At 65.3% G+C, this 23665-nt stretch carries 19 protein-coding genes; 4 read left to right on the top strand and 15 right to left on the bottom strand.

The annotated features are described in order from the left end of the window. Position 1: 1 nt before the first annotated feature. The 12 genes from CH286_RS26815 to CH286_RS26870 all read right to left on the bottom strand — a co-directional run bounded on the left by CH286_RS26815 (position 2) and on the right by CH286_RS26870 (position 14410). A complete protein-coding gene (locus CH286_RS26815; protein ID WP_032405515.1) occupies positions 2 to 964 on the bottom strand; it encodes a glycosyltransferase family 2 protein in 963 nt (320 codons plus the stop codon). Next, on the bottom strand, positions 961 to 1818 hold the full coding sequence (locus tag CH286_RS26820) for a glycosyltransferase family 2 protein (RefSeq protein ID WP_080734185.1): 858 nt from the start codon (positions 1816 to 1818) through the stop codon (positions 961 to 963). The genes CH286_RS26815 and CH286_RS26820 overlap by 4 nt, the downstream gene beginning before the upstream one ends. Positions 1819 to 2031: 213 nt before the next feature. Beyond that, entirely contained in the window at positions 2032 to 4284 is a 2253-nt protein-coding gene (locus tag CH286_RS26825; RefSeq protein WP_052057760.1) for a hypothetical protein, read from the bottom strand. Further along, the gene (locus CH286_RS26830; RefSeq protein WP_255182778.1) at positions 4265 to 5551 is read right to left on the bottom strand and encodes a glycosyltransferase family 2 protein; all 1287 of its coding nucleotides are present in this window, start codon (positions 5549 to 5551) and stop codon (positions 4265 to 4267) included. Before CH286_RS26830 ends, CH286_RS26825 begins: the two co-directional genes overlap by 20 nt. A 47-nt stretch (positions 5552 to 5598) precedes the next feature. Beyond that, positions 5599 to 6585: a glycoside hydrolase family 16 protein gene (locus CH286_RS26835; RefSeq protein WP_255182779.1), complete on the bottom strand. Its 987-nt coding sequence runs from the start codon at positions 6583 to 6585 to the stop codon at positions 5599 to 5601. After that, on the bottom strand, positions 6582 to 7283 hold the full coding sequence (locus tag CH286_RS26840; protein ID WP_052057755.1) for a DUF998 domain-containing protein: 702 nt from the start codon (positions 7281 to 7283) through the stop codon (positions 6582 to 6584). The genes CH286_RS26835 and CH286_RS26840 overlap by 4 nt, the downstream gene beginning before the upstream one ends. Continuing rightward, on the bottom strand, positions 7280 to 8551 hold the full coding sequence (locus tag CH286_RS26845) for a hypothetical protein (protein ID WP_037146920.1): 1272 nt from the start codon (positions 8549 to 8551) through the stop codon (positions 7280 to 7282). The genes CH286_RS26840 and CH286_RS26845 overlap by 4 nt, the downstream gene beginning before the upstream one ends. Beyond that, on the bottom strand, positions 8548 to 10122 hold the full coding sequence (locus CH286_RS26850) for a lipopolysaccharide biosynthesis protein (RefSeq protein ID WP_176458364.1): 1575 nt from the start codon (positions 10120 to 10122) through the stop codon (positions 8548 to 8550). The genes CH286_RS26845 and CH286_RS26850 overlap by 4 nt, the downstream gene beginning before the upstream one ends. A 110-nt stretch (positions 10123 to 10232) precedes the next feature. Beyond that, the gene (locus CH286_RS26855) at positions 10233 to 12005 is read right to left on the bottom strand and encodes a hypothetical protein (RefSeq protein ID WP_242640277.1); all 1773 of its coding nucleotides are present in this window, start codon (positions 12003 to 12005) and stop codon (positions 10233 to 10235) included. 41 nt (positions 12006 to 12046) lie between these two features. Next, positions 12047 to 12994, bottom strand: a complete 948-nt coding sequence (locus tag CH286_RS26860; protein WP_037146918.1) for an amino acid--[acyl-carrier-protein] ligase — start codon at positions 12992 to 12994, stop codon at positions 12047 to 12049. After that, positions 12994 to 14148: an acyl-CoA dehydrogenase family protein gene (locus CH286_RS26865; RefSeq protein ID WP_032405520.1), complete on the bottom strand. Its 1155-nt coding sequence runs from the start codon at positions 14146 to 14148 to the stop codon at positions 12994 to 12996. The genes CH286_RS26860 and CH286_RS26865 overlap by 1 nt, the downstream gene beginning before the upstream one ends. Before the next feature lie 4 nt (positions 14149 to 14152). Then, a complete protein-coding gene (locus tag CH286_RS26870; protein ID WP_032376192.1) occupies positions 14153 to 14410 on the bottom strand; it encodes an acyl carrier protein in 258 nt (85 codons plus the stop codon). A gap of 251 nt (positions 14411 to 14661) precedes the next feature. On the opposite strand from CH286_RS26870, the gene CH286_RS26875 reads away from it, so the two are divergent. Both CH286_RS26875 and CH286_RS28335 read left to right on the top strand, forming a co-directional pair. Further along, positions 14662 to 16098 (top strand): hypothetical protein, encoded by a 1437-nt coding sequence (locus tag CH286_RS26875; protein ID WP_141215906.1) that lies wholly within the window; start codon positions 14662 to 14664, stop codon positions 16096 to 16098. Positions 16099 to 16261: 163 nt separating this feature from the next. Next, positions 16262 to 18301 carry an Hsp70 family protein gene (locus tag CH286_RS28335; RefSeq protein WP_255182780.1) on the top strand — a complete coding sequence of 680 codons (2040 nt, stop codon included), beginning with the start codon at positions 16262 to 16264 and terminating at the stop codon, positions 18299 to 18301. A gap of 6 nt (positions 18302 to 18307) precedes the next feature. On the opposite strand, the gene CH286_RS26885 is transcribed toward CH286_RS28335, so the two are convergent. Beyond that, on the bottom strand, positions 18308 to 18832 hold the full coding sequence (locus CH286_RS26885) for an Lrp/AsnC family transcriptional regulator (RefSeq protein ID WP_037172859.1): 525 nt from the start codon (positions 18830 to 18832) through the stop codon (positions 18308 to 18310). A gap of 116 nt (positions 18833 to 18948) precedes the next feature. Between CH286_RS26885 and ald the strand changes: the two genes are divergently transcribed. Next, positions 18949 to 20031 (top strand): alanine dehydrogenase, encoded by a 1083-nt coding sequence (gene ald / locus CH286_RS26890; RefSeq protein ID WP_037146904.1) that lies wholly within the window; start codon positions 18949 to 18951, stop codon positions 20029 to 20031. Positions 20032 to 20048: 17 nt separating this feature from the next. Here the strand turns inward: ald and CH286_RS26895 are convergent, their stop codons facing one another. Together CH286_RS26895 and CH286_RS26900 are read right to left on the bottom strand one after the other, a co-directional pair. After that, positions 20049 to 21395, bottom strand: a complete 1347-nt coding sequence (locus CH286_RS26895) for a YibE/F family protein (protein ID WP_052057749.1) — start codon at positions 21393 to 21395, stop codon at positions 20049 to 20051. A 228-nt stretch (positions 21396 to 21623) separates the two neighbouring features. Next, the gene (locus tag CH286_RS26900) at positions 21624 to 22874 is read right to left on the bottom strand and encodes a pyridoxal phosphate-dependent aminotransferase (protein ID WP_032376196.1); all 1251 of its coding nucleotides are present in this window, start codon (positions 22872 to 22874) and stop codon (positions 21624 to 21626) included. A gap of 85 nt (positions 22875 to 22959) precedes the next feature. Here CH286_RS26900 and CH286_RS26905 point away from each other — a divergent pair, with 85 nt between their 5' ends. Then, positions 22960 to 23664 (top strand): SOS response-associated peptidase, encoded by a 705-nt coding sequence (locus tag CH286_RS26905; RefSeq protein WP_032405524.1) that lies wholly within the window; start codon positions 22960 to 22962, stop codon positions 23662 to 23664. The last annotated feature ends 1 nt before the right edge of the window (position 23665 follow it).

Genomic DNA, 23665 nt, shown 5'->3' on the forward strand with positions numbered 1-23665 from the left:
GCTAGCGGCTCGTGCTGAGTTTGCCTCGGGCATAGCCGATTCCGGCCGCGCCGACGCTTGCCACCACGGCCATCGCACCCCAGGCGCGCACCGGATTACCGCGGGCAGCGGCACTGGTTTCGCGACCGACTGCGCGAGGCAGGATCTTGGCGGTGTAGGCCCGCTCCGAGGACAGGGCGTCCTCGGCCCCGATCAAGCGGGCGATTGCTGCCTTCGAGACGCCCTCGGCGTAGCTGCGTGTGATGAGGTAGCGCGGACGAGTGCGGTCTGCGCTGACCGTGTGATCGACGACGATCGATGGATCGAACACGATCTGTGCATCGGGATGCGTCTGGCGTAGACGGATGCACAGTTCCGTTTCCTCGCAGCCGAGCGGAACGCGACCGATTCGGCCGATGCCGGAGACGAATCCGCCGAGTGCGACAACCGGTTCGCGGCGGAACGACATGTTCGCGCCCATGAGGTTGCGGACCTGAGCGGTTTCCGTTGGCTGCCCGCGGTAGGTGCACCCGACGACCCAATCGAGTTCGCCGGGTTCACCCACTACCTCGGCCGGTAAGAAGGCCGGACGTTTGTCCGGCCATACCGGGTATGCAGAGCCCCCAACGGCGTACACGGCATCGTCCGAGTAATGGGACAGAATGGCTCCGAGCCACTCTGTGGTGCGCGGTGACGCGTCGTCGTCCAGGAAGACGACGATGTCACCGGTAGCGAGATCCAGAGAGGTGTTGCGCGCACCGGACAAGCCGCGGGGGTGGTTGTTCTCCACCACGTTCACGGTGTCGTGCAGCGGCAGGAACTCCTCGCGTGCGCGCTCGGCCAGCTGTGCGTTGTGATCGATGACGACGATCAACTCATCGGCCGGTACGGCCTGATCGAGGACGGCACGCACGGCGGTCCGAAGTTCGGACCACCGAGCCAACGTGTACGCGCAGATGACGACCGAGGAAGTCGGCAGACTCACGCCGTCCTCTCGCGCAGTTCGAGTACCTCGTTGTACGACTCCAGGGCCTCGAACTCGAGGTCCATGTCGGTACGAGCGTCGATCGACTCACGCAACGGACGAACGATGGACTTGCGCTTGATGCGGCGAGCCCGCATGCGCTCGGTCATCAGCGTGCGCAGTACTCGGAAGCCGTCGGAGAAGGTGCGCAGGTTGCTCTGGCCGTAGATCCGGGCCAGTTCGACGCTCGGCACCTCTTCGATGCGAACCGAAGCCTCGGCGAAGCGGCAGTTGATGATGGTCTCGATCTCGAAGCCGTCGCCCCAGAGCATCATGCCCTCGGCTCCGGGCTGATCGACGACGGGCAGATCCAGCACCGGCACCAGGTCGCGCCAGAAGGCGTTGTAGCCGTAGCAGAGATCGGAGAAGCGGGTTCCGAACAGCGTGTTCGCCACCAGGTGCAGGCCGCCGTTGCCGGCGCGACGCAACGGCGTGATGTCGTGGCTGCCGCCGCCTTCGCAGAACCGGCTGCCCTTGGCGAAGTCTGCGCCGGCGATCAAGGCCTCGACGAAGCGCGGGATCTCGGCAGCATCGGCCGAACCGTCGGCGTCGAACATGACGATGATGTCCCCGGTGGCAGCTTCGAAGCCACAGGCGAGCGCATTGCCCTTGCCCTTGCGGGTCTGCTTGATGATGCGGATGTCGCCGCGGATCTCGCGAGCGGCATCGATGGTGCCGTCGACGGATCCACCGTCGACGAGCACGAGCTCGTAGTCGTGGGAGAGCAGGGGGAGGACATGGCGAAGGTTCGCGGCCTCGTTGAGCGTCGGGATGACGACACTGACGCGGGGATTCTGACGATTCAACATATCCATTCCACAGGGGTCGAGTGCGATGGGCAGATGTCTCCGAGCTCCGTGAAACGACCCCCGCCGCATCCACAGACAGTGTCTTGACGCTTGTTGTGAAGCGTTAGAACCTGTTTCCATTGACTGATAGCAAGCTTAAAAGATGCGACGAGATTGTCAAGCCGCAAACAAACCAACTGGAAGATTGTTTGGAGACGCTCGTCATAGTTTGTGATCCGGTTACCGAGATCGGTACTGGTAGACGATCGTGTCGGCATCCTGGTACCGAACCGACCACGCCGAGTTGGTGCGCAACCACTGCCGGAAACGGTTCACGGCGTCGTCGGGAACGAACCCGTAGTAGTGCATCGCTTCCAGCGACTGACGAGTCAGCACCATGTATGTCGGTGTTTCGCTGACCGACGCGTTGTAGTCGATCTGGCCGAGCTTCTCCGGCGTCGGGAACCCCTGCATGTACTCGGGGCCGAGAGCGTACAGAGGAACGTCCCAGTAGTCGTTGGCCTCGGTCAGGCGGCCGTAGTCCGATGTCGACCGAGCCGGGTAGCCCGAGGAGTAGAGCATCGTGACGGCGGTACCGGAGGGCGACTGTGCGGCCACCGCGCGGGCATCGTCGATCTGGTCGCGATGCTCGAGCACGATGGGCCACAGTCCGAAGTACGCCTGCAGGCCGAGGACAGCCGAACCGATCGCGCCGGCCGTGGCGACCGCGACCGAGGTACGGGCGGTGAGCCTGCGGGCCCGCGACGGCCGGTCCTGGGACGGCTGACGGTCGAACAAGGCGAGGAACATCGGCGTGATCAACAGAACGCACCCAGGGATCGCGTAGAGGTACACCCGGAAGATCGCCTCGCCGCCGTAGCTCTGCCCGGCGAGCAGCATGATCGAACCGAATGCCATCACCATCGGGGCCCAGAACGTCTTCTTGGTACGCCAGGCGTAGATCGCCGAGACGAACGCCAGGCCGAACACCCCGCCGGACAGCGCCCGGCAGACCAGGGACGTGATCTGTTTGCCCAGCACGCCCTCTTCCTGGACGTTGCTCGCCGCGTTCTGAACCGGGTCGAACCCCTGGAAGAGCCCGTACGGTGCCACGATCGGCAACCGTGGATACAGGTACCCCAGCAGGATGACGCCCAGCGGAATCATCAGCCACCACGGCTTGGCTCGTCGCGTCACCAGCAGTACCCCGGTGACGGCCATCAACCAGTACGGAGTCAACTGATGCGTCGGCACCAGCGCTGCGAACGGAACGATCGACAGGAACGCCGCGGATCGGGTCAGCGGCGAGGACATCAGCAGCGCCAGGAAGCCGACGGCGAGCAGCAGCGCCCAGGCCTGCGGGGAGTAGTAGTCCTGGCCCACCCAGTTGATGACCTCGGCGAGCATCGCGGCGGTGACGGCGGCCCGCTCGGTGAACTTCATGACTCGGGCCAAACCGTAGATGCACGCGGCGAGCACCACGTGGATCATCGGCGCGAACACGTGCGCCAGCGACAGTGTGTCGTAGCCGGTGACGTGCTGGAACCACGCCGAGACGAGGAAGAAGCTGGGCCACTCGCTGTAGATGTCCACCCCGCTCGGGGCCAGCCGGTTCAGGTCGAGGACGAATTCGGTGACGGCGACGTGCTTGTACGTCCAGTCGTAGATCGGTGCGGACGTGATCAGTGTGACGGTGAATCGTTGCACCACGATGGCGAGGCCGACCGCGACCATCATGGTGCGCAGCTGATTCCGCCGCAGTGCGATCAGGAACGCAGCGATGATCAGGACCATGCACAGCACGAGCCCCGGGCCGGTGCCGGCGGTCAGCAACCCGAACTGCGAGTACGTCGCTCGTTCGAGACCGGGCAGCATCGGCAGCCACAGAAAGAAGGCCAATGCGAGAATCAGGCCGGCAACGTTGCGGCGCAGTGTGTCTCGGTCGGTCAGCACGAACTTGGTCGACGCGAAGGCCGCGGCGCGTGACGACGGTGAGACGACTGCACGTGTGTGCACGATCCACTCGGGCAGGTCGGGACGACCGTGCTTGCGGTACCACAGCACCGACGAGCCGATCAGGGCCAGACACAGCCACAACGTCCACATCCGGGGCGACCAGCGGTATCCCCACATCGCCGCCGACACCATCAGTGTCACCACCGAGATGCTCAGAATCGGCAGCGCAGCCGGAACCGCGGTACGGGGGATGCGAACCCACGACAGAATTGCCGCACCCGGACCGAAGAACAACAGGACGGTGAGCAGCACGACGCGAACGAGCGTGGGCAGCGCGATCATCGAGGCCAGACCGGACCCCGCTGCCAGAACGGCGATGTCGGCGTAGCGCAGTCGACTGCCCGCGTGTCGCGTCGTGCCGGCCGCGGTATCGGTTGTGCCGACGGGCCATTCGAAGGTCCAGTCGGACGGGACGAACAGCTTGTGCCGCAGGTCCCCGAGGGACCGGTGGCCGGAATCAGTCGAGGACCGGCTCACGGCTCACCCCCGCCAACGGAGTGCGCTCGCGACCTTCGCGCCTGCTGCGCCGAATGGCCGCGGGGCCCTTGGCGATGGACAGCAATTCCATTCGGCCGATGCCGTCCGGTAGGTCGGCTGCGAGATCGTCCGGAGGCGACGCGACCTTGCTCATCTTGGCCGACAACCGAATTGCGCTGCCGAGCCGGCGGAACGCCACCGTGGCCGCGAGCGTCGCAGATCTGCGGTTCGTGGCGACGGTGTACAGCCAGGCACCGAGGCCGAGGCCGTAACCGCGGGCCTGCACCGCCAATGCTTCCGAATCGGCGCGGTGCCGGTGCCACACGATGGCCGCGGGCTCGTACACCAGCTTGTCGCCCGCCATCAGTACTCGAAAGAACATGTCGAGGTCCTCACCGCCGTTGGTCGGGGAGCCGACTCCCAACGCCTCGTCGAATCCTCCCAGATCGAACATCCGTCCGCGGTCCACGGCGAAATTGGCCCCGGTTCCGTACATGCCGACTTGGAACGGGAACAGCGGTACGTCGTCCGGGGGGTTCTTCAGGTCGTAGACCCGAGGCGTGACCGAACTCGCCCACCCGACACGGCGGTCGAAGTACGCCTGCGCCTGGGTTCTGATCTCCCCGCTCGGCACGATCCCGGACACGCACGTCACCCGGTCGGCTCGTGCGAAACCGCGCGCGATGCTCTGCAACCACTTCGCATCCACCGCGACGTCGTCGTCGGTGAACGCGACGATGGTGTTTCTCGCCGCACGCAAACCCGTGTTCCTCGCCCTCGACAGCCCTGCCGTCGGTTCGGACACGACGCGAATGCGCTCGTCGCTCAGACCGTGGACGTACTGCTGCGTCGCATCGGTCGGAGAGGCGTTGTCGACGACGACCACCTCGAAATCCGGGTATTCCAGAGCGGACACCGATGCGAGCGCGCCCTTCAGGTGATCGACCCGATCCCGGGTGCAGATCACCACCGTGATCGGGGGCAGTGACCGGCCGGGTTCCGGCAGAGCCTCGGGCATCGGAACCTGCGCGAGCGACATGGCCGCTCGTCGCGCGTCTTCTGCCGCGACCGCGCCGTCGACGACATCGAGTTCGACGAAGCCGAGCGGGTCCAGGCCACGTCGGATCAACAGCCGGGCACGCCGATAGCCGTCGGAATCGTCGAGGGCGAGAGACTCCGGAAGATCCTGCTCCAGGTCGATGTCACCGATCCACACGGCACCGTCCCATTCGGGAGACTGGAGTCTGGGGAGCGCGGGAGGTAACACGGGAGGGGATCCTTTCGGGTGACACACATAGGGCAGGTACTGCGGTCTCAATCGGTGCGATACCGCACCCAGTCGACCGCCATGGTCGCCGGGAACGGCGTCGAATTGTCGGTGGGCCCGGGCCAGTCGCCGGCAACGGCGACGTTGAACAGCAGGAAGAACGGCTTGTCGAACACCCAGTAGTCGTCTCCGCCGACGAGGTCGGCCGGGGTGACGGTAGCCAAGGTGGTGTCGTCGATGCCGGTGGTCACGCGGCCCGGTGAGCGTTCGACCCAGTAGGTGTGGAAGCCCTCCGACAGCGGCTCCGGTGGAATACCGCCTGCGTCCACTTTCTGGCTGGTGAGCGAATTCGGCTGGGGCGCATGGATTCCGGTGTGGTACTGGTCTGCCTGGTTCAGGGTCTCCATGATGTCGATTTCGCCGGAGAGGGGCCAGCCGACGGAGTCCAGATCGGTACCGAGCATCCAGAACGCCGGGTGCAGTCCGGCTCCGGCAGGCATCTCGATCCGAGCCTCGACGCGGCCGTGGGTGAACTCGAACTTGTCCTTGGTGGTCACTCGGGCCGAGGTGTAGCCGTCACCGTTGCGCATGGCGTTGATGACCATGTGGCCCTGGCCGTCGAGGGAGGAGTTCTCGGTCGAGTCGGTGTAGTCCTGCTTCTCGTTGTTTCCCCACCCGGTCCGACCGACGTCGTGGCTCCATCGGTCGTCCGCCAACGCGTCGCCCGCCGTTCCCGAGAAGTCGTCGTAGACGGTGTATCCGGGCTTGGCTGCCGCAGTGTTCGACGCCGACGTCGTGGAGGTGGCGTCGACGCCGCCCTCGGCCGTGGATCGACCATCGGACTCGGATCCGTCCGAGCGATGCGCAATTCCGTACACGGTGCCGGTGACGACCAGTCCCAACACCACGAGAAATGCCAGCACCGACGGCCAACGGCGGCGCGGACGCTCGACGAGCAGACCGGAGCCGGGGAGCCGCGAGACCTCGACGGTCCCTGTGCCGGACTCCCCGCCCGATGCGGAGTGACGGCTCACGCGGACTCGTCGCGGGTTTTCGGCACTCGCGTCGCGTTGAACTGCGAGACCGAGAGGATCAGAACGCCCACCAGAAGGGAGTAAGTGGCGACGCGTTCCATGGAGCCGATGCCGAGTCCGAATTCGTGACCACCCATGTAGGCGAAGTACCCGGCCAGACCGACGGCACCCAGCGCAGTGACCACGATGCGGATCGTTCGTCGCAGACTCCGGTGCCCACCGGCGACGACGAGGCCGAAGTTCCCGAAGATGAAGAACACGGTGGCACCGAACGAGTGGATCGGGTAGTTCACGCCTTGGTTGACGACGCCGGCCGTGATCGCACCCGCACCGGCAACGACAAAGAACGAGGCTGCCCTGCCATCGATCCGGCGAACGATGTACCACGATCCGCCCACGGCCGCGATCGCCACACCGAACAGCACCATCGAGGCGTTCAGCAGGACGTAGAGCTGGCTGCACGGCCAATCGCCGACAGGACCGCAGAAGGGGATTCCGAGTTCGCTGATGTAATTGTTGCGGTAGCTGTAGAGCCCACGCCATGTGGCCGAGACGATGTACTCGACAAGGACGAACTGCACCACCGACAGCCCCGCCCACCGAGCGACATGGGCAACGAAGCGCTCTCGTTTCGGTGCTGCGGTCGGCTCGGCCCGCGCCGTCGCGGCGTTCACTTCGGATTTCGCTTCGGTGGTCATGCGGTCTTCTCCTGAGGGGCGAGCAAGGCGAGGGGGTCGGCTGCCACGAGATCGAGTGCTGCCTGCACGGTGTGACTGTCGAAAACATTGTCGTGGAACGATGCCGAGACGAACACGACCGAATCGATGGTCTCCATCGTGATCATCACCGACTCCGGTCTACCGGGAGCCGCGATCACGAAGAACGCGCGGTCGGCAGGTTCGGCAATCCAGGAAACCGGCTCCAGCTGCCTGACTCTACCGACATCCGAGAACATGAGTTCGACGTTCGGCCGCACCGGAACGCGGTCGTCGAACACACCGGAGACAGCTCGATGCTCACGCTTGTACTTGATCGTGCTGATCGTCGCGGACGCGATCGGACGGCCCTTGTCGATGGCACCGGACAACGCGTCGTTCACCTCACCGGGCGAGGCGGGATCGATATCCGTGAAACCGATCCCAGCGGCGAAATTGCCGAGCACCGTGGTCGACGGCGGGAGGTAGCGGCGGCAGTCGAAGAGAAACCCTGCGGACCGAGCGACCGAAAACGAAGTACGCACGAACGCCGTGGACACGGCCGCGCACATCACGGCACTGACACTCGCGCCGGGCAGATTGGATTCTCGCCACCGACGAATCGCGGTGGTGGTGCCCGCCGGCGTCACGGCAACGGCGACCGTGGCGGACGGTGTCCAGGGCACAGATGCCGTTTGCGATGCGGTGCTGGATACCTCGGTCGATTCCTGCTTCATGCCGGGACGAACGCGGCCGTAGATCGTGTCGAGAACCTTCCGGGGATTGCGAACAGCCCAGTGCAGCAATGCCTTCCGCAAAGGATGGCCCTCCACTGCACTGCCGGCCCAGGCCGGAAGCGAAGCGTCAGGGGTGGCGTCGGCCAAGTAGGCGAACAGGTCGACCGGCAACAGAGCGTCGCCGAGGCCGTGATTGAGATCGAGGAACAGGTACCGACCGGCCAGCCGGATCCGAACGGGAACCTCGGCAGCGGACGCATGCGAGAACTCGGTCAACTCCTCGGCCAACTGCTCGTGGTCGACGTGAGGGCCCTCGGTGATGTGCTCGACAACCCGCTCCGGCTCGAAAGCCCATGCCGCCGACGACTGTTGGGCACGCAGGCCCAGCCGAGTTGCCGGACCGATGGACGCCAACGCGAGTACGCGGCTCTGCACACGTGCGAGATCGCCGAAATCCGCAGGCCCCAGCACGGTGACGATTCGTGAATCGGACCGAAGCATGTCCAACGAACTTGCTCGATAGATCTGGGTCATGGCGCCGTCCTGTGTTGAGCGTGCACCGGAATGCGACGCGGCGACGGCTCGTCGTGTTGCCGCGGCGCGTCCTGTGGCTCGCTGTGACGAGGTCCGCGATCTCCTGTTTCACCGTGTCGGGGTTCCCGTCGACTCTCGCGGGGGGAGCCGCCGTCACGATCGTCGATCGGCCCGCGTGGACCGGGATGGTCGGGCGATCCAGCATCGTTGCCGGACTGACCGTTGCTGCCTGCCGACAGCTCACGGATCCACCGAATCAGCGGCACGATCAGCACGAGTGCGCCGAATGCCTCGGCAGCGAGGTAGGCCCAGCCCACGGCCGCGATGCCCATCGACGACGACAGCCCGATCGATCCGCCGATGATGAGCGAGGTGGCCACGACCTGCACGATCACGGCCAATCGCATGCGTCGACGGACCCGAGCCAAACCGTCGTAGAGGGAACCGACCACCGAGAGCGGAATGGTGAGCGCGGCGAGCTGCACGATGATGGTGCCCTGGTCGCGGTAACCCTGGCCGATCAAGCCGAGGCCGAACGGTGCGATGAAGGCCAGGAAGATCGACCCTCCGACAGCAACGATGCACACGAGAGTCATGAACCGTTTGGTCAGTCGGTGGAACTGTTCGGGATGTGCGGCGACCTCGGCGACATACGGGCCGATCAACACACTGATCAGAATGTAGAGGGCGCTCACGATCGACCAGGTGAGGGAGAAGTATGCGTTCTGCTCGGCTCCGAGGGTGGCGACGACGATCATCGGCACGAGCAGTGGAGCGAGCGAACCGAGTGCGGTGATGCCGTAGGCCGAGCCGAAGTAGGCCCACATTTCGCGTCTGGGCGGCAGATCCGGCTTGCCGGCGTACCGCTGTTCGGTGCGCACGTTCTTGAAGATGGCGCGCAGGACGAAGATCGATGCCACGATCGCGGGGACCGCCCACGCAGAGATGATCGAGGTGCTGCGCTCGGTGGTGAAGAGCGCCAACAGCAGGATGAACTTCAGGACGGCGTGGAAGACGTTCTTGCCGGCAGCCCAGCGTGCGACACCGAGACCGGACGAGGTCTGATCTTGGAGCGCGAACACCGCGAGCACCGCGACGAAGAACGGGAACGTCACGATTTCGGCGGTGTTGGTGAACATCTCGTCCCTGGGAGCCACCAGGAGGAAGCCGCCGCCGAGCACGAATGCGAACGCCGTCACGGTGAGATAACCGCGCACGATGAACGATTTCGCCAACCGGCCCGAGACCGGAAGGAATCGCTCGTACATCGAACCGAGGCTCAGGTTGGAGAGCGTCGAAAGCATCACCGCGGACGTGATGACGGCAGACGCGCTGCCGACCTCTGCCACGGGATAGAGGCGGCCTGCCGCAGCCCAGAACAGCAATCCGAGCGCCCCGGTTATGGCCGTCGAGAGCATCAGTGCCAGCGAATTGAGCGCGAGGTTACGATCGGACGCCTTCGAACCCGGACCCGATTCGGGTACCGACTTCACGTCGGCTGCGGCGAGGTGATCGGGGTTCGTATCCAACACGCGGACCGAATTGTGACGTGGCACGGTCGAAACCGGCATCGTCGGACTGTTCATCAAACCCATGTCGAACCGCGCAGGTTCGACCGGATACCACCGAAGTTGTTCGAGCTGCTCGTGTTTGGGTGGCGCGATCCTGGGAGCGCGGTGCTTCACAGCCGGACCCGCCCCACTGCGACAGGCGGCGACGGCGCGGAGATCTCGATGTCGAACGCAGCGGAGGTGGCCGCGATCAGTTCGGCTCTCACGTTCTCCCGTAGATCGCGGCCGTAGAGCGAATGATCACCGGACTCGAAAGACGTGACGGTGGGGACGGATGCTCGACGCTGCAACCGGCGCATACCTTCCGGCCCCCGGTTGGTCTCGAACCAGGTGGCGTCGGAGGGGGAGAGCAGTACCTGCGTCCGAACGCCCCGATCGCTGAGAAGGCGCAACGAGATCTCGGGCACCTGAATCAGTCCGCGCCGTCCGAGCCAGATCCAGAGGGCATAGGGAATCCGCGGCTGCAATGCATTCTTGGTCGCGACACCCCAGTGGTGCAGTCGATCGAGTACCCGCGCCCGCAGTCCTGTCTCCTCGGTGTGCATCGAGGAGCGTTTGACGAACTCGAGTCGACGAGTGGTCCAGTCCAGCGTGTTGAGAAGTACTGCCGACCGCACTCCCATCTCTCGGGCAGCAAAGCTGGAATACCATGATCCCGAGCACATTCCGGACACCAGCACATTGTCGGGGGAGGTACCCGACTGCTGGACGGCGGTGAGGGCGTCCTCGTTTCCTTCGGAACTGTAGAGCCGAGTCACCTCCCCATCGGTGACGGCACCGGACTCACCGGTACCACGCCGATCGAAGCGCACCGTCGAGACTCCGAACCAGGGGAGCAGCCGGGCCAGTTCCACCCACATGCGCACCGGACCGACGCGGTGCTCGTTCGCGGTGGGGTAGAACACCACCGTCGGCCCACCGGGTAGGCAGCGATCCGAACTGGAACGAATCGCGAAAAGCTCCTGCGCACCTAGGAATTCGATGCTCTCGGCGATTCCGTCGACCAGTGATCGCGTTCGACGCAGCACCTCGACGTCGTAGGCGGGTCGGCTCGGGAACTTCGACGCCGTCCAGGTGGCGAGAGTGGCGATGTCCGCGGCCGGGATGATGACCTCGAAGTCGCTCGGCTCGAGAAACTCGTCGTGATCGGACAACGTGTGCTCGTCGGCCGAGAGTGCGTCGACCAGTCGGCGTACCGGCTTCGAGTCACCGCGCTCGGCGCGAGTGGCGACCAGTACCGGTGCGTCGGTCGTCGTCTTCGCGGCGTCGAGTGCGGCGAAGTCTGCGACCGAATCAGGATGCAGCACAGCGCCGATGATCGACACACGGGGATCGGCGTCGGAATCGGTGGTGACGCTCACCGAATACAGTGCGCGCTGCTCGTGCAGGTACGACCGTCCGCGGACGACCGGATCCCACAGCGTCAACGAGGTCAGTGGCCCACACTCGGCGGCGACCGAACAGGCCAGGAGTGCGCCCATGCGGAGGCCCACCAGCCCGACCTCGCCCACACCGCAACTGCGGACATAGGCAACGGCCTCGACGACGCTGCGCTGCCAGTGGCCGACCGCGCCGGGCCCGTCCTGATCTCCCCACGAATCTCCGGTGCCGCGGTAGTCGAATCGCAACACCAGAAGTCCCTGCGCACAGAGCTTCTGCGCCAGCAGAGTCATGCCCCGGTACGAGTCCACTTGCTCCTTGCCGAGCGGCGGGCACAGGACGACGCCTCCGCGAGCCCGGCCGTCGGACGGCACGTGGACGGTACCGAACAGCGGTGAATCGGACGGACCGAACCACGTCGGGTACTTGCCGCCCGGGGTACGCGAGGAGGACTCGGCGGGAACGGAGCCGATGCGCCGAGGAGCGGTGCGGGAACTGTTCACTTCAAATGGTCCTTCTGCGTACACGGGTGAAGCGGAATCGATCAGGGGCGCAGTGCAGCCGGCCACGCGGAGCGATCGAGCCCGTGGGTGCGGAGCATCGCCAGCGCGATGCGTTCCATACCGAACCCGACGCATGCACTGTGAGCCGGTTCGCCGCCGACGGTGGCGATGTCGAAGGTGTGGCCGAAGTGATCGCGGTGGCAGTTGCACGAGACGACCGCGGTGCCGTCGTCCAGATCTCCGTAGAGCTTGACGACCAGTTCGGTCTTGAGGTTCTCGTTGCGCTGGTTTGCCGCGAGCATGCGTCCGGCGCGACCGAAGAACGGATCGTTGGCGATGACCGCCTCGGCTTCGAGTCCCAGATCTGCCAGCACCTGCAAGCCGCGCGGCACCCAGCGTTCGCGGTGCTCGATCGCCTCGTCGGGGGTGCCGACGCGGACGAACTCGTGCATCCGAAATGCTTGCATCCGAGCCGGATCGACCGCAGGCTCGTGCCGGAAGCAGAAGCCGTAGATGTCCATCAGGGCACCGTCGGCGGGCAGTGTTCCGGTGAGCATCGAGTACGACGGGTGGCAGGCCGCCGAGACCAACATGGTTCCGGCGGAATGCAGAAAGTGATCCCAGTCCTTGCCGTCGGATCTCTCCGCCAACAACGCTGCGTGCTCCTTGTTGTCCCCCTCGAACGTATTGATGGCACCGGTGAGATTGGGGAACGACGCGATGTAATCGGTGCGCTCGAAGGCTTCTCGGGGGAAGACCGGAGCGAAGCGGAATCGCTTGGCCCGATAGCCGTGCTCGGTGGCCCCGGCCGCGACGACGCGAGAATCGATGAATTCGATGATGTCCTCGAATTCGCCGCTGCGCCCGTACAATCCGGGAATCGAGCTGGGCACCAACAGGCCCGCGTCGATGAGTTCGGCGCGGAAAGCTGCTCGGGCTGAGTCGAGTTCGCTGAGTTCGGTCTCCGGTACGGACTGTGTGGTTGTCATCATTTGCCCTTGTAGACGAGGGAGAGCTGCGAGTTGTGGCCGAGGATGCGCTCGTTGCTCACCATGATTGCGGACCCGTGCGCATCTCGGAGATGCCGGCCGATGCTGAGCTCGCCGTCCTGTCGGTAGCCGGAGATGCCGCAGATCTGCAGGGCCTTGCCGACGATGTCGATGACGAGCGTCGACGCGGTGACCTTGACATTGTTGATCTTGAGCGCAAAACCGATTGCTCCGAGCTCGGCCGGACTGTCTGCGACGGCCTCGAACTTCGCCGCTGCGCCGAACACCGTGTCCACCAACTGCTCGTGAACCACCATCAACTCCGCCAGCCGCAGTGCGCTCGGCGGCGGTGTTCCCGGTGTCTTGCGCGCGGCCTTCTGTACGGACTTGCGCGCCTTGGTCACGGCGGCGTCGGCGATGCCGAGCCAGGCCGATCCCCACAGCACGTGTGCCACCGGAAGCATGGTCTGCGCGGAGATGTCGCCGTAGTTGTCGCCCAGAATGTTCGACGTCGTCGTGCGCGCGGCCAGCATGAAGCCGGGACTGCAGGTGCCGCGGAATCCGAGGGTGTCCCAGGTGCCGGTCTTCTCGAGCGTCACATCGGGCTTCTCGCACACCACGAGGACCTGGTCGCTCGGCGGGCTGTCGACGCTGCGTCGCGCCGTTGCCAGCACGATCTGTGCGTACTCGCCGTACGAGATGACAGGCGCGTTCTTGCTCAGGGTGATCCGCTCACCGTCGTACTCAACCGCACAACTGCTCGAGCGGACGTCGCCGCCGATGTTGATCTCGGTAGTGGCAGAGGCCACCAGGATGCGATCGGTCACAATTCGTCGCTGCAGGTCTGCCATGGCGTCGGACTTGCCGTGGCGAACGATGCTGAGCACCTGCGACTGGTGCATGACGAAGATCATCGCCGTCGATGCGCACTCGGAGCCGAGGGCACGCGAGATTCGGGCGATGTCTGTCAGGGTTGCCCCGCCACCGCCGAACTCGCGCGGAATCCCGACACCGAGCAGCCCGGCGTCGCGCAGCGCATCCACCGATTCGGTGGGGAAACGGGCATCGCGATCGACTTCGTCGGCATAGGTCCGCAGAACGGCCAGCACGTCGGTCATCGACTGGTCGATCGAGCTCTCGTAGACGGTGGTCATGGCTTCAGTCCGTCAGCTGGGCGATGGCCGCGGCGATGGCGTTGATGCTGCCGAACGTCGACTTCTGCAGCATGGTGTCGGGGAATTCGACGTCGAACTCGTCCTCGAGGGCGATCATCACGTTGACACTCGCGTGCGAGGTCAGGCCGCTGTCGTACAGATCGGCGGCTTCGTCGATGCCCTCCACGGGGACCGGCAGCTTTCCGAATTTCTCCAGAACAGTTCGCACCCGAACCACGTCCTGAGCATTGAGCGTCTGCATCGAAAACCTCCACCGATCGCGTTAATCACGAGACCGGACGGCCTCGTAGTCGTCTCCAGGTCCGCTGGCTGTGCGCCTTTTCGACCCAAAGTCTCCCCAGACCCTCCCAAACAATATCCTAGATTGTTTAGTAGCGTTAGTTCGATGCCCGCATCGGTCCTTCGGACCGCCGTACACTTCGAGTGGAGCGGGGGCTCGTGAGGGCGCCGGATCGGGCGCCGAATCGCAATGTGCAAAGGACTGTCTGGTCGATGAGTGGAGTCTGCGGGGTGTCCGTCGGTACCGGTGCCGTGCGCATCGCGTACATCGCGGACGGCCGCCGCGTCGAAGACTCCATCGATGCAGCGGGTGCACACGACCTGCTGCCCGGCAAGCTGGTCGACCACGGCCCGTTCGAGGACATCGTGCTCGCCGGGTGGGACACCGCAGCCGTCACGGCCCTTCTCGACACTCTGGGCGACCGAACGGTCCCGAAGGCCCGCATGGTCGAGGAATCTCAGGCCCTGATGGCCTATGCGCGCACGGTTCCGGAACTGGCCGACAAGGACTACGTGCTGGTGGTGGACCTGGGCAAGAAGGGGCTGTCGGCCACCGCGCTCGACGTCGCGGGCGACTACATCGAGTGGACCGCACGCACCGTCGACATCAGCGGCGATCGCTTCGACGAGGTGGTCCGCGGCATCGTGATGGCCAAGGGCATCCTGCCTGCACCGGTCGGCCCGGAGGGCGACGAGGAATATCAAGCGTTCTTCCGTGAACTCAAGGAACTCGTCAGCTCGTCGGCGGGTGTCCGGGCACCGAACCGCGGCCCGATGTTGCTCAGCCGCAAGGAATTCGAGCGCGAGATCACCCCACTCGTGTCCGACGCCCTGGACTGGGCGTCCAAGCAGGCTCCCGACGCGGTACTGCTCATCGGCGGCGGCGCAGCCATTCCCGCGGTGCGCACGATCATCGAAGACAAATGGAATGTGCCGGTCCATGTGCCGGACGCGCCGGCAATGGCCATCGCCAAGGGCGCAGCGCTCGACGAGAGGCCCGTTATCGGAGCCGCCGTCGACACCGATGTTCCGGATGCCGCGGATGTGCTGGTCGCGGATGTGGGAATCATCACCGTGCCGGACGACGCGTCGGAGCTTCTCGATGCGCCCCGGACCACGGATTTCGGCGCGGTCGACGAGTGGATGGTCGACGGCCTGACCGTCGATCAGCTCGCCACCGAAGAACTGGCGATCACCTCGACCGTCTTCGACGCTGCCGCAGCCGACTCTTCGGTGATCGGGCCCGCGGTTGTAGAGCCTGCGGTTGTAGAGCCAGCGGTCGAAGAGCCCGAGGTTCTCGAACCCGATGTCGTCACCCAGCCGGCGCGGCGCACCACGAGATGGTCGGTGCGGGACGCATCCGTGCTGGCGGCGGTGGCCCTGGTGATCGTCGCGGTGGCAGGTCTGGTGTTCACCCGCGGGAACACTCCGGCACCCACCCCGCTCATCGACGAGCAGATTCCGGTCGATGCCGGCTTCGCTGCCGCGCTCGCCGACGCGGCCGGTCCGGCCGAGGATGCAGCTCCCGGGCCGGCCGAGCTGCCCGTCCAGGGGCCGGTTCGCCTGTCGGACGCGGATCTGTACGAGCGGGCCTTCACCTACGACGGCGAGCTCTACCGACCGGAAATCGGTTCGGAACTGCCGGAATAGACCGCACGACGGGAACGAGCGGCTCCAACGGGGAGCGAGACCCGTATTGCCATGGCTGCTCTGGGGCGCGCGCCCCGTAGTTTCGGTCGAGGCGGTAGCCTGGCGCTCTGGACGAGGTGTACCGCGTCCGCCGTAACTGCCGAACGAAGTGAGGCCGACAACCGTGACTGTGCTGCTTGGGGTGTCCATGGGGACCCGGGCTGTGCGCACGGCGCAGCCCCGAGCCGAGCAGTTCCAGGCTCCCGTCGCCGACGCTTCCGGCCTGGTCACCGACATCGAGCGACCACTGTTCTTCCGCAACGAACTCATCGACAGCGTGGGCGGCGACCTCCCGCATCTGGCCGCCGAGTCGATCGGCGCGGCCGTCGAAACCGAGCCCGAACTCGCCACCGGTGTCGCCTACCGCGACCCTCGGCAGGCCGATGCGCTGCATGCCGCGCTCGCCGGTGCCCACCTGCACAACTACCACCTGGTGCACGAGGTGGAAGCCGTCGTCGAGTACCTCGCAGCAACCGGCGAGGCCCGCGACCACAGGTCGGTCGCGCTGTTCGATCTCGGCAGTTCCGGACTGACGGTCAGCGTCGTCGACCTGGTGCAGCGGACCGTCACCGCCTCGCAGCGATCGGGCGAGTACAGCGGCGACCTGCTCGACGCCTACGTACGCAACAACCAGCTCCAGCGCCTCGGCAAGAAGACGACGGACCCCGACATCTCGCTGTTCGAGAAGCGCTGCCGAATCGCCAAGGAACGCCTGTCCACCCAGGATGCGGTGTGCCTGCCCGATGCGAGCGGAATGATTCTGCTCTCGCGCGAGAACTTCGAGCTGTTGATCACCGACCTGCTCGACGAAGCCATCGAATTTGCGCGCGGAGTGTTGATCGGCGCGAACGTGCCCATCGACGCCGTCGTGTTGATCGGTGGAGGCGCACGCATGCCGATCGTGCAGAATCGCGTCGGGCCGCTGCTGGAACTGCCGTCGATCGTGCCGACCGAGCCCGAGACCGTCGCTGCGCGTGGAGCGGCTCTGGCCGCGCGACCTCACTCGCGCACTCGAACCGATCCGCGACGGAGCCCCGACGCGAACCGGCAGGCGGTACCGCAACCCTCGGATCGGATCGACCCCGCGACTCGCGTCGACTCGGCCCTCGCATCTGCGCCGATTCCGCAGCACCGACCGGCACCGCCGCGTCCGCCGCAGTCGCGGGTGGCGCGGCCTCGGCCCCCGCAACCTACTCCGCCGCCGGCAGCGCCGGTCCGACCGATTCCGGCTCGCACCGAATCGATGCACGCCGCACCGGCGGTACCTGCTCCGGTGCCGACCGCAACCCGTCCGGTGCCCGCGCGTCCCTGGGTCGCGTCGGCCCCGGTCGACACCACGATCGCCGACGCGGTCGACCCCACGAGTACGGTCGGCGGGTTCGAATCCTCGAGATTCACCGATTCGCTTGTCGATTCTCCCAATTCTCTTGCTGTCGAGCCGGAGTCGTCTCCGGCCGTAGCGGATGATGTTCCCGACGACCACGTGCAGGGGGCGCGGGTCGACGGGGAGGTCGTTGCGTTGAGCACGAATGCCGGGAAGGGCACCGTCGAGGACGCGGTCGACGACTCGGAGGTGGCCGAAACTGCTGTAGCGCACAGTGTCACGCAGGCACCCGAGAACCGGGTCGACACCGAGGCGACGGTCGACGACGACGGTAAGCCGGTTCCGTTCCAGCTGAAGAACATCTACTGGCTCGATGCCGACTACGACGACGACGACGGTGAGGACGATCGAACCCGCGCTCGGCGCAGGCTTCGCACCGGTGGTGTGCTCGCGCTCGGCCTCGCCGCAGTGGTAGGCGTATCCGGGTTCATGCTCACCCATCAGAACACGCCGCAGGTGGTCGACACCTCGGTGAGCCGCACTCAAACTCAGGCTCCGGCCGTCACGACGGTTGCGCCCACGTCGGAGACACCTGCTCCGGTGTTGCCGCCTCCCGCGCCGGAAACCACCGTCGAACCGACCACCGTGCCGTCGGAGACCGAGGTCTACCAGGAGCCGTGGACGCCGGAACCGACGACGACGACCACCACTGCCGAGCCCGCACCGCCGCCGCCGGTCGAGTCCGTCCCCCCGACGACGCAACAGCCGCCGCCGCTGATTCCGGGCTTCCCGGACTTCACGCTGCCCGGCTTCCCGCCGATCGCTCCGGCTGCTCCCTGACCCGATTCACCTCTCTCCGTGAGTGTTTCGCGGTCTGATGTGTTCGAAGATCAGGATCGTCTCGGTTGCGGCGACGGCAGGGTCGGCGCTGAGATTCTCGACGACGAAATCGCGGAGCGTGGCGGTGTCGACGGTTGCCACGTGTACGAGGAAGTCGTCGGCACCGGCAATGAAGTAGATGTTCAGCGTCTCTTTTCGGGAGGCGATCTTGGATCCGAATTCGCTGATCCGCCGTCGAGCATCTGCTTGGAGCCGGACCGAAATCATGGCCTGGATGCCTTGGCCGAGGGCCTCGGGATCGATGTCTGCGTGAAAGCCGCGGATGACACCGCGTTCGACGAGGGCACGAACCCGGGCCAGTGCGGTGGACGGGGCAACGCCGGCAGCGGCAGCGAGTGCGTTGTTGGGTGTACGGGCGTCGCGGCGGAGCTCGTCGAGCAGGATGTGATCGATCCGGTCCAACGGGATGGGCCGAACATCGTTCGGCTGGGACCCCGTGCCGCCCGTCTCGAACGAACTATTGCTCACCATTCCGCGAGCTTACAGAATTATATTCACTTCCGTTGCGGGTATTCCGTAGATAATTCATAGTTGGCCTACACGGATGGAGCCACGGCTTCACATCACCCACCACCGAGGAGGCCGCCATGAAGATCGGAATTCCACGCGAGATCAAGAACCACGAATACCGGGTGGCCATCACCCCGGCAGGCGTGCACGAACTGGTCTCGCGAGGACACGAAGTGATCATCGAAACCGAGGCAGGAGCCGGATCGTCGTTCACCGACACCGACTACAAGGCCGCCGGTGCACAGATCCTCACCGATGCCGCCGAGGTCTGGGAAACAGCCGAGCTGCTGCTGAAGGTCAAAGAACCTATCGCCGAAGAGTATTCACGCCTGCGCAAGGGGCAGGTGCTGTTCACCTACCTGCATCTCGCGGCGTCGAAGGCCTGCACCGATGCGCTGCTGGATTCGGGTACCACGGCCATTGCCTACGAAACGGTCACTGCCGCAGACGGTTCGCTGCCGCTGCTCGCGCCGATGAGTGAAGTTGCCGGACGCCTCGCGCCGCAGGCCGGTGCCTACCATCTGATGTCCAGCGAAGGAGGACGTGGAGTTCTCATGGGCGGAGTGCCCGGAGTGCGTCCCGCCAATGTCGTCGTCATCGGCGCCGGTGTGTCCGGAAAGAATGCCACTGCAATCGCTTTCGGTATGCACGCCGACGTCACCGTTCTCGATCTCGATGTGAAGGCGCTGCGTGCCATCGACGATCAGTACCGTGGTGCCGTCAAGACTCTGGTGTCGAATGCGTACGAGCTCGAACAAGCCGTTCTCGCCGCGGATCTCGTCATCGGTGCGGTGCTGGTGCCCGGAGCCAAAGCTCCGAAGCTGGTATCCAACAGCCTGGTTCAGCGTATGAAGCCAGGTTCGGTGCTGGTCGACATCGCCATCGATCAGGGCGGCTGCTTCGAGGATTCGCATGCCACCACCCACGCCGATCCCACGTACAAGGTGCACGAGTCGGTGTTCTACTGCGTCGCCAACATGCCAGGAGCCGTTCCGCGCACGTCGACCTACGCGCTCACCAATGCCACCTTGCCGTACGTCGTCGCACTCGCCGACAAGGGTTGGGAAGCTGCCTGCGAGGCAGACGAGGGTCTGAAGGCAGGACTGAGCACGCACAACGGTGCATTGTTGTCGGAGACCGTCGCAGCTGCATTCGCCTGAGGAGCGGCTCCGCCGCACTACGCGCTGTGGCGACCCGAGCCCCGCGATCGAGCGGGCTTGGGCGTCCGCGACGACGACGCGCCTTTTCTGGACGAGCTGATCGGCCGGGCGAGCAGCACGGCGATCGCGGTGGTGAGGGGCACCGACAACGCGAGGGCTACACCGCCCACGGAGGATCTGACTATTTCGATCGACACGGCGTCGCCGGTCAACACGTCCTGAATCGACCGATCGGCGACGCTGAAGAGCAACAGCAGCGGCAGCGCGCCACCGGCGTAGGCGAGTACGAGGGTGTAGACGGTACTGGCGATGTGATCGCGCCCCACCCGCATCGCGGCGGTGAAGATCTCGCGCCGCGACGCGGTCTCGTCGACCGATGCCAACTCGAAGGCCGCCGAGGCCTGAGTGATCGTCACGTCGTTGAGCACACCGAGCGAGCCGATGATGAAGCCGGCCAACAGCAGCCCCGTGACACTGACGGTGCCGATGTACGTCTGCACCGCGGTGTTCTGTTCCTCCGACAACCCGGTCAGGTGCGTCATCCGAATCGCGACGTACGACAGGACTGCGGCCAGGCCCATCGAGGTCAGTGTGCCCAGTAGCGCCGAACTTGTGCGCAGATTCACCCCGTGCGCCAGATACAGCACGGCGTAGAGGATCACCGCACCGGCGACGAGAGCGACGGGAATGGCGGGTGCGCCGTCGAGCAGAGCCGGCAACATGAACACCACCAGCACGGCGAACGCAATGAGTAGGCCGACCAGCGCGCGGAATCCCCGCCAGCGGGCAACGACGCAGATGACCACTGCGAACACGCCGACGATCAACCCGAGCGGAAGTCCGCGGGAATAGTCGTTGAAGGAGTAGCGGATTCCACCGGAAGGATCTGCCTGCAGAACCAGTCGGATGTCCTCACCGGCGCTCAGCGTCGGTTGGCCGGGACCCGGCGCGATCTCGAGCACCGTCCGCTTGCCCGCGTCCTGGCCCGAAGTGATGTCGACGATGCTGCGCTGACATTCGTACGAGTCGTTGACCGCAGGCGTCGGGTTGCCGGTGAACGCTCTGCCTGCGTCGGGACTCCCGCATGGCCCGATGCTCTGCGACGTGATGGTGCCCGCCTCGGTGGACACCGCACCTCCGCCCGAGGTCTGGAACGGCAGTGGGATGTCGATGTTCTGTTTGCTGGGCCACAGCGCGAATGCACCGGCGATGACGGCTATACCGATGACGACGAGCAGTCCGACGACGACCTTGGCGGCGACCGGGCCGAGCGGCACCGGACTGTCGCTGTGTCCGTGACCGTGGCCCACATGGGAGTCGAGGCCCGGCTTGGTGCCGTCGGGATGATTGCCGTGTGGTTCCACGGTGCAAGGCTAGTACGGGGCCATCTCGGTGGCCGATGCGAGGAGCTCGGTGGCGGGGAGCAGGGGGGGCGTCCCCCGCCACCACCTGACCGACCCGGGGGGCGGGGACGACCAGGGCTCGCGGGCACCGAAGTGCCGTCCGCCAATCTACAGATCATTCGGCCGTGGGGCGCGCTCCCACCCAAGTTTCTTGCGTCACTTTCAACTACTCGAGCGTAACTTTCGACCTCACTGCTTGTAGGAAGCGAGAAAGTTGCCGAACCTTTCGATCGCCACAGCCAGATCTCGTGCCCAAGGCAGAGTCACGATGCGCACGTGATCGTGACCGGGCCAGTTGAAGCCGGTCCCCTGAACCACGAGGATTTTCTCCTGTAGTAACAGATCCTGCACCAGTTTTTCGTCGTCGTAGATTTCGTGCACTTCGGGATCGAGTCGCGGAAACGCGTACAGCGCTCCCCGCGGCTTGACGCACGAGACGCCATGAATCGCGTTGAGTTTCTCCCATGCGACGTCACGCTGCTCGAGCAGGCGTCCGCCGGGCAGGATCAGATCCTCGATGCTCTGATAACCACCGAGTGCGACCTGAATGGCATGCTGCGCAGGCACATTGGGGCACAGCCGCGTCGACGCGAGCAGGTCGATTCCCTCGATGAACCCCGCTGCGTGCTTCTTCGGCCCGGTGATCGCGAGCCATCCCGCGCGGTAGCCGGCCACGCGATACGCCTTGGACAGCCCGTTGTAGGTCAGGCACAGCAGATCGGGAGCCAGGCTCGCCAGCGAGGTGTGCTGCGCGTCGTCGTAGAGAATGCGGTCGTAGATCTCGTCCGCGAGCAACAACAGCTGGTGCTTGCGCGCCAGATCGACGATGCCCTGCAGAACTTCCTTCGAGTACACCGCGCCGGTCGGATTGTTGGGGTTGATCACCAGCAGGGCGACGGTCTTGGGAGTGATCTTCGACTCGATGTCGGCCAGATCGGGATTCCACCCGTTCTCCTCGTCGCACATGTAGTGCACGGCTTTGCCACCGGACAGCGTCGTCATCGCCGTCCACAGCGGGTAGTCCGGGGCCGGGATCAGCACCTCGTCACCGTCGTCGAGCAACGCCTGCATCGTCATCGTGATGAGCTCGGACACCCCGTTACCGAGATAGATGTCGTCGACGTCGAGCTCGGGGAAACCCGGTTCGAGCTCGTAGCGGGTGACGATGGCACGTCGCGCCGACAGAATGCCCTTCGACTCCGAGTAACCCTGGGCGACGGGCAGTGCGGCGATCATGTCTCGCACGATCACGTCGGGGGCCTCGAAGCCGAACGGAGCCGGATTACCGATGTTGAGCTTGAGGATGCGGTGCCCCTCGGCTTCGAGTCGGGCGGCATGGGCGTGTACCGGTCCACGGATCTCGTACAGCACGTTCTGCAGCTTGGTCGACTGCTGCAACGTGCGGTAACGCGGCTGGGAGTTGATCTGTGGAGTGGTCACCCGTCATATCGTGCCAGGCGAGCGGTGTCGGTTTCCACAAGGTTGTTTCGGCCGGGTTGTCGGTGGCGAGTGGAACAATCGACTCATGTGCGGACGGTATGCCAGTACCCGGAGTGACACCGACCTCCAGGCGGTGTTCGACATCGCCGAAACAGTGGGCGAGGAGGTGCCGCCGTCGTACAACGTGGCCCCGACGCAGACGGTGCGTACGGTGCTCGAACGCGCACCCAAGGACGAGCCGGAGTCCGACGCCGTGCGGCAATTGCGTTCGGTGCGCTGGGGTCTGATCCCCTCCTGGGCGAAGGACGCGAAAATCGGTTCCCGGCTGATCAACGCCAGGTCGGAGACCATCACCGAGAAGCCGTCGTTCAAGAAGGCCGCGAGCCGTCGACGCTGCATCGTGCCTGCAGACGGGTACTACGAGTGGGAGAAGCGCGACGGCGCGAAGGTGCCGTACTTCCTGCACGAGGACGGCGTATTGGCGATGGCCGGCCTGTACGAACTCTGGCGAGACCCCACCAAAGCAGACGACGACGAAAACCGCTGGGTCTGGTCGGTCACCGTCCTCACCTCGCCGGCAGCCGATGCGCTCGGCCACATCCACGATCGCTCGCCGGTCGTGCTCCCACCGGATCTCCGCGCGAGCTGGCTCGATCCCACCGTGACCGACCTGGGCGCGGTGCAGGACATGTTGGCGGCAATCCCGGAACCCCGGCTCGCGCCCTACGAGGTGAGTACCGCGGTGAACAGCGTCAAGAACAACAGCCCGGAACTGTTGACGCCGGTGTGAC

It is taken from the genome of Rhodococcus sp. WWJCD1 (assembly GCF_002258735.1).
GTDB lineage: Bacteria > Actinomycetota > Actinomycetes > Mycobacteriales > Mycobacteriaceae > Rhodococcoides.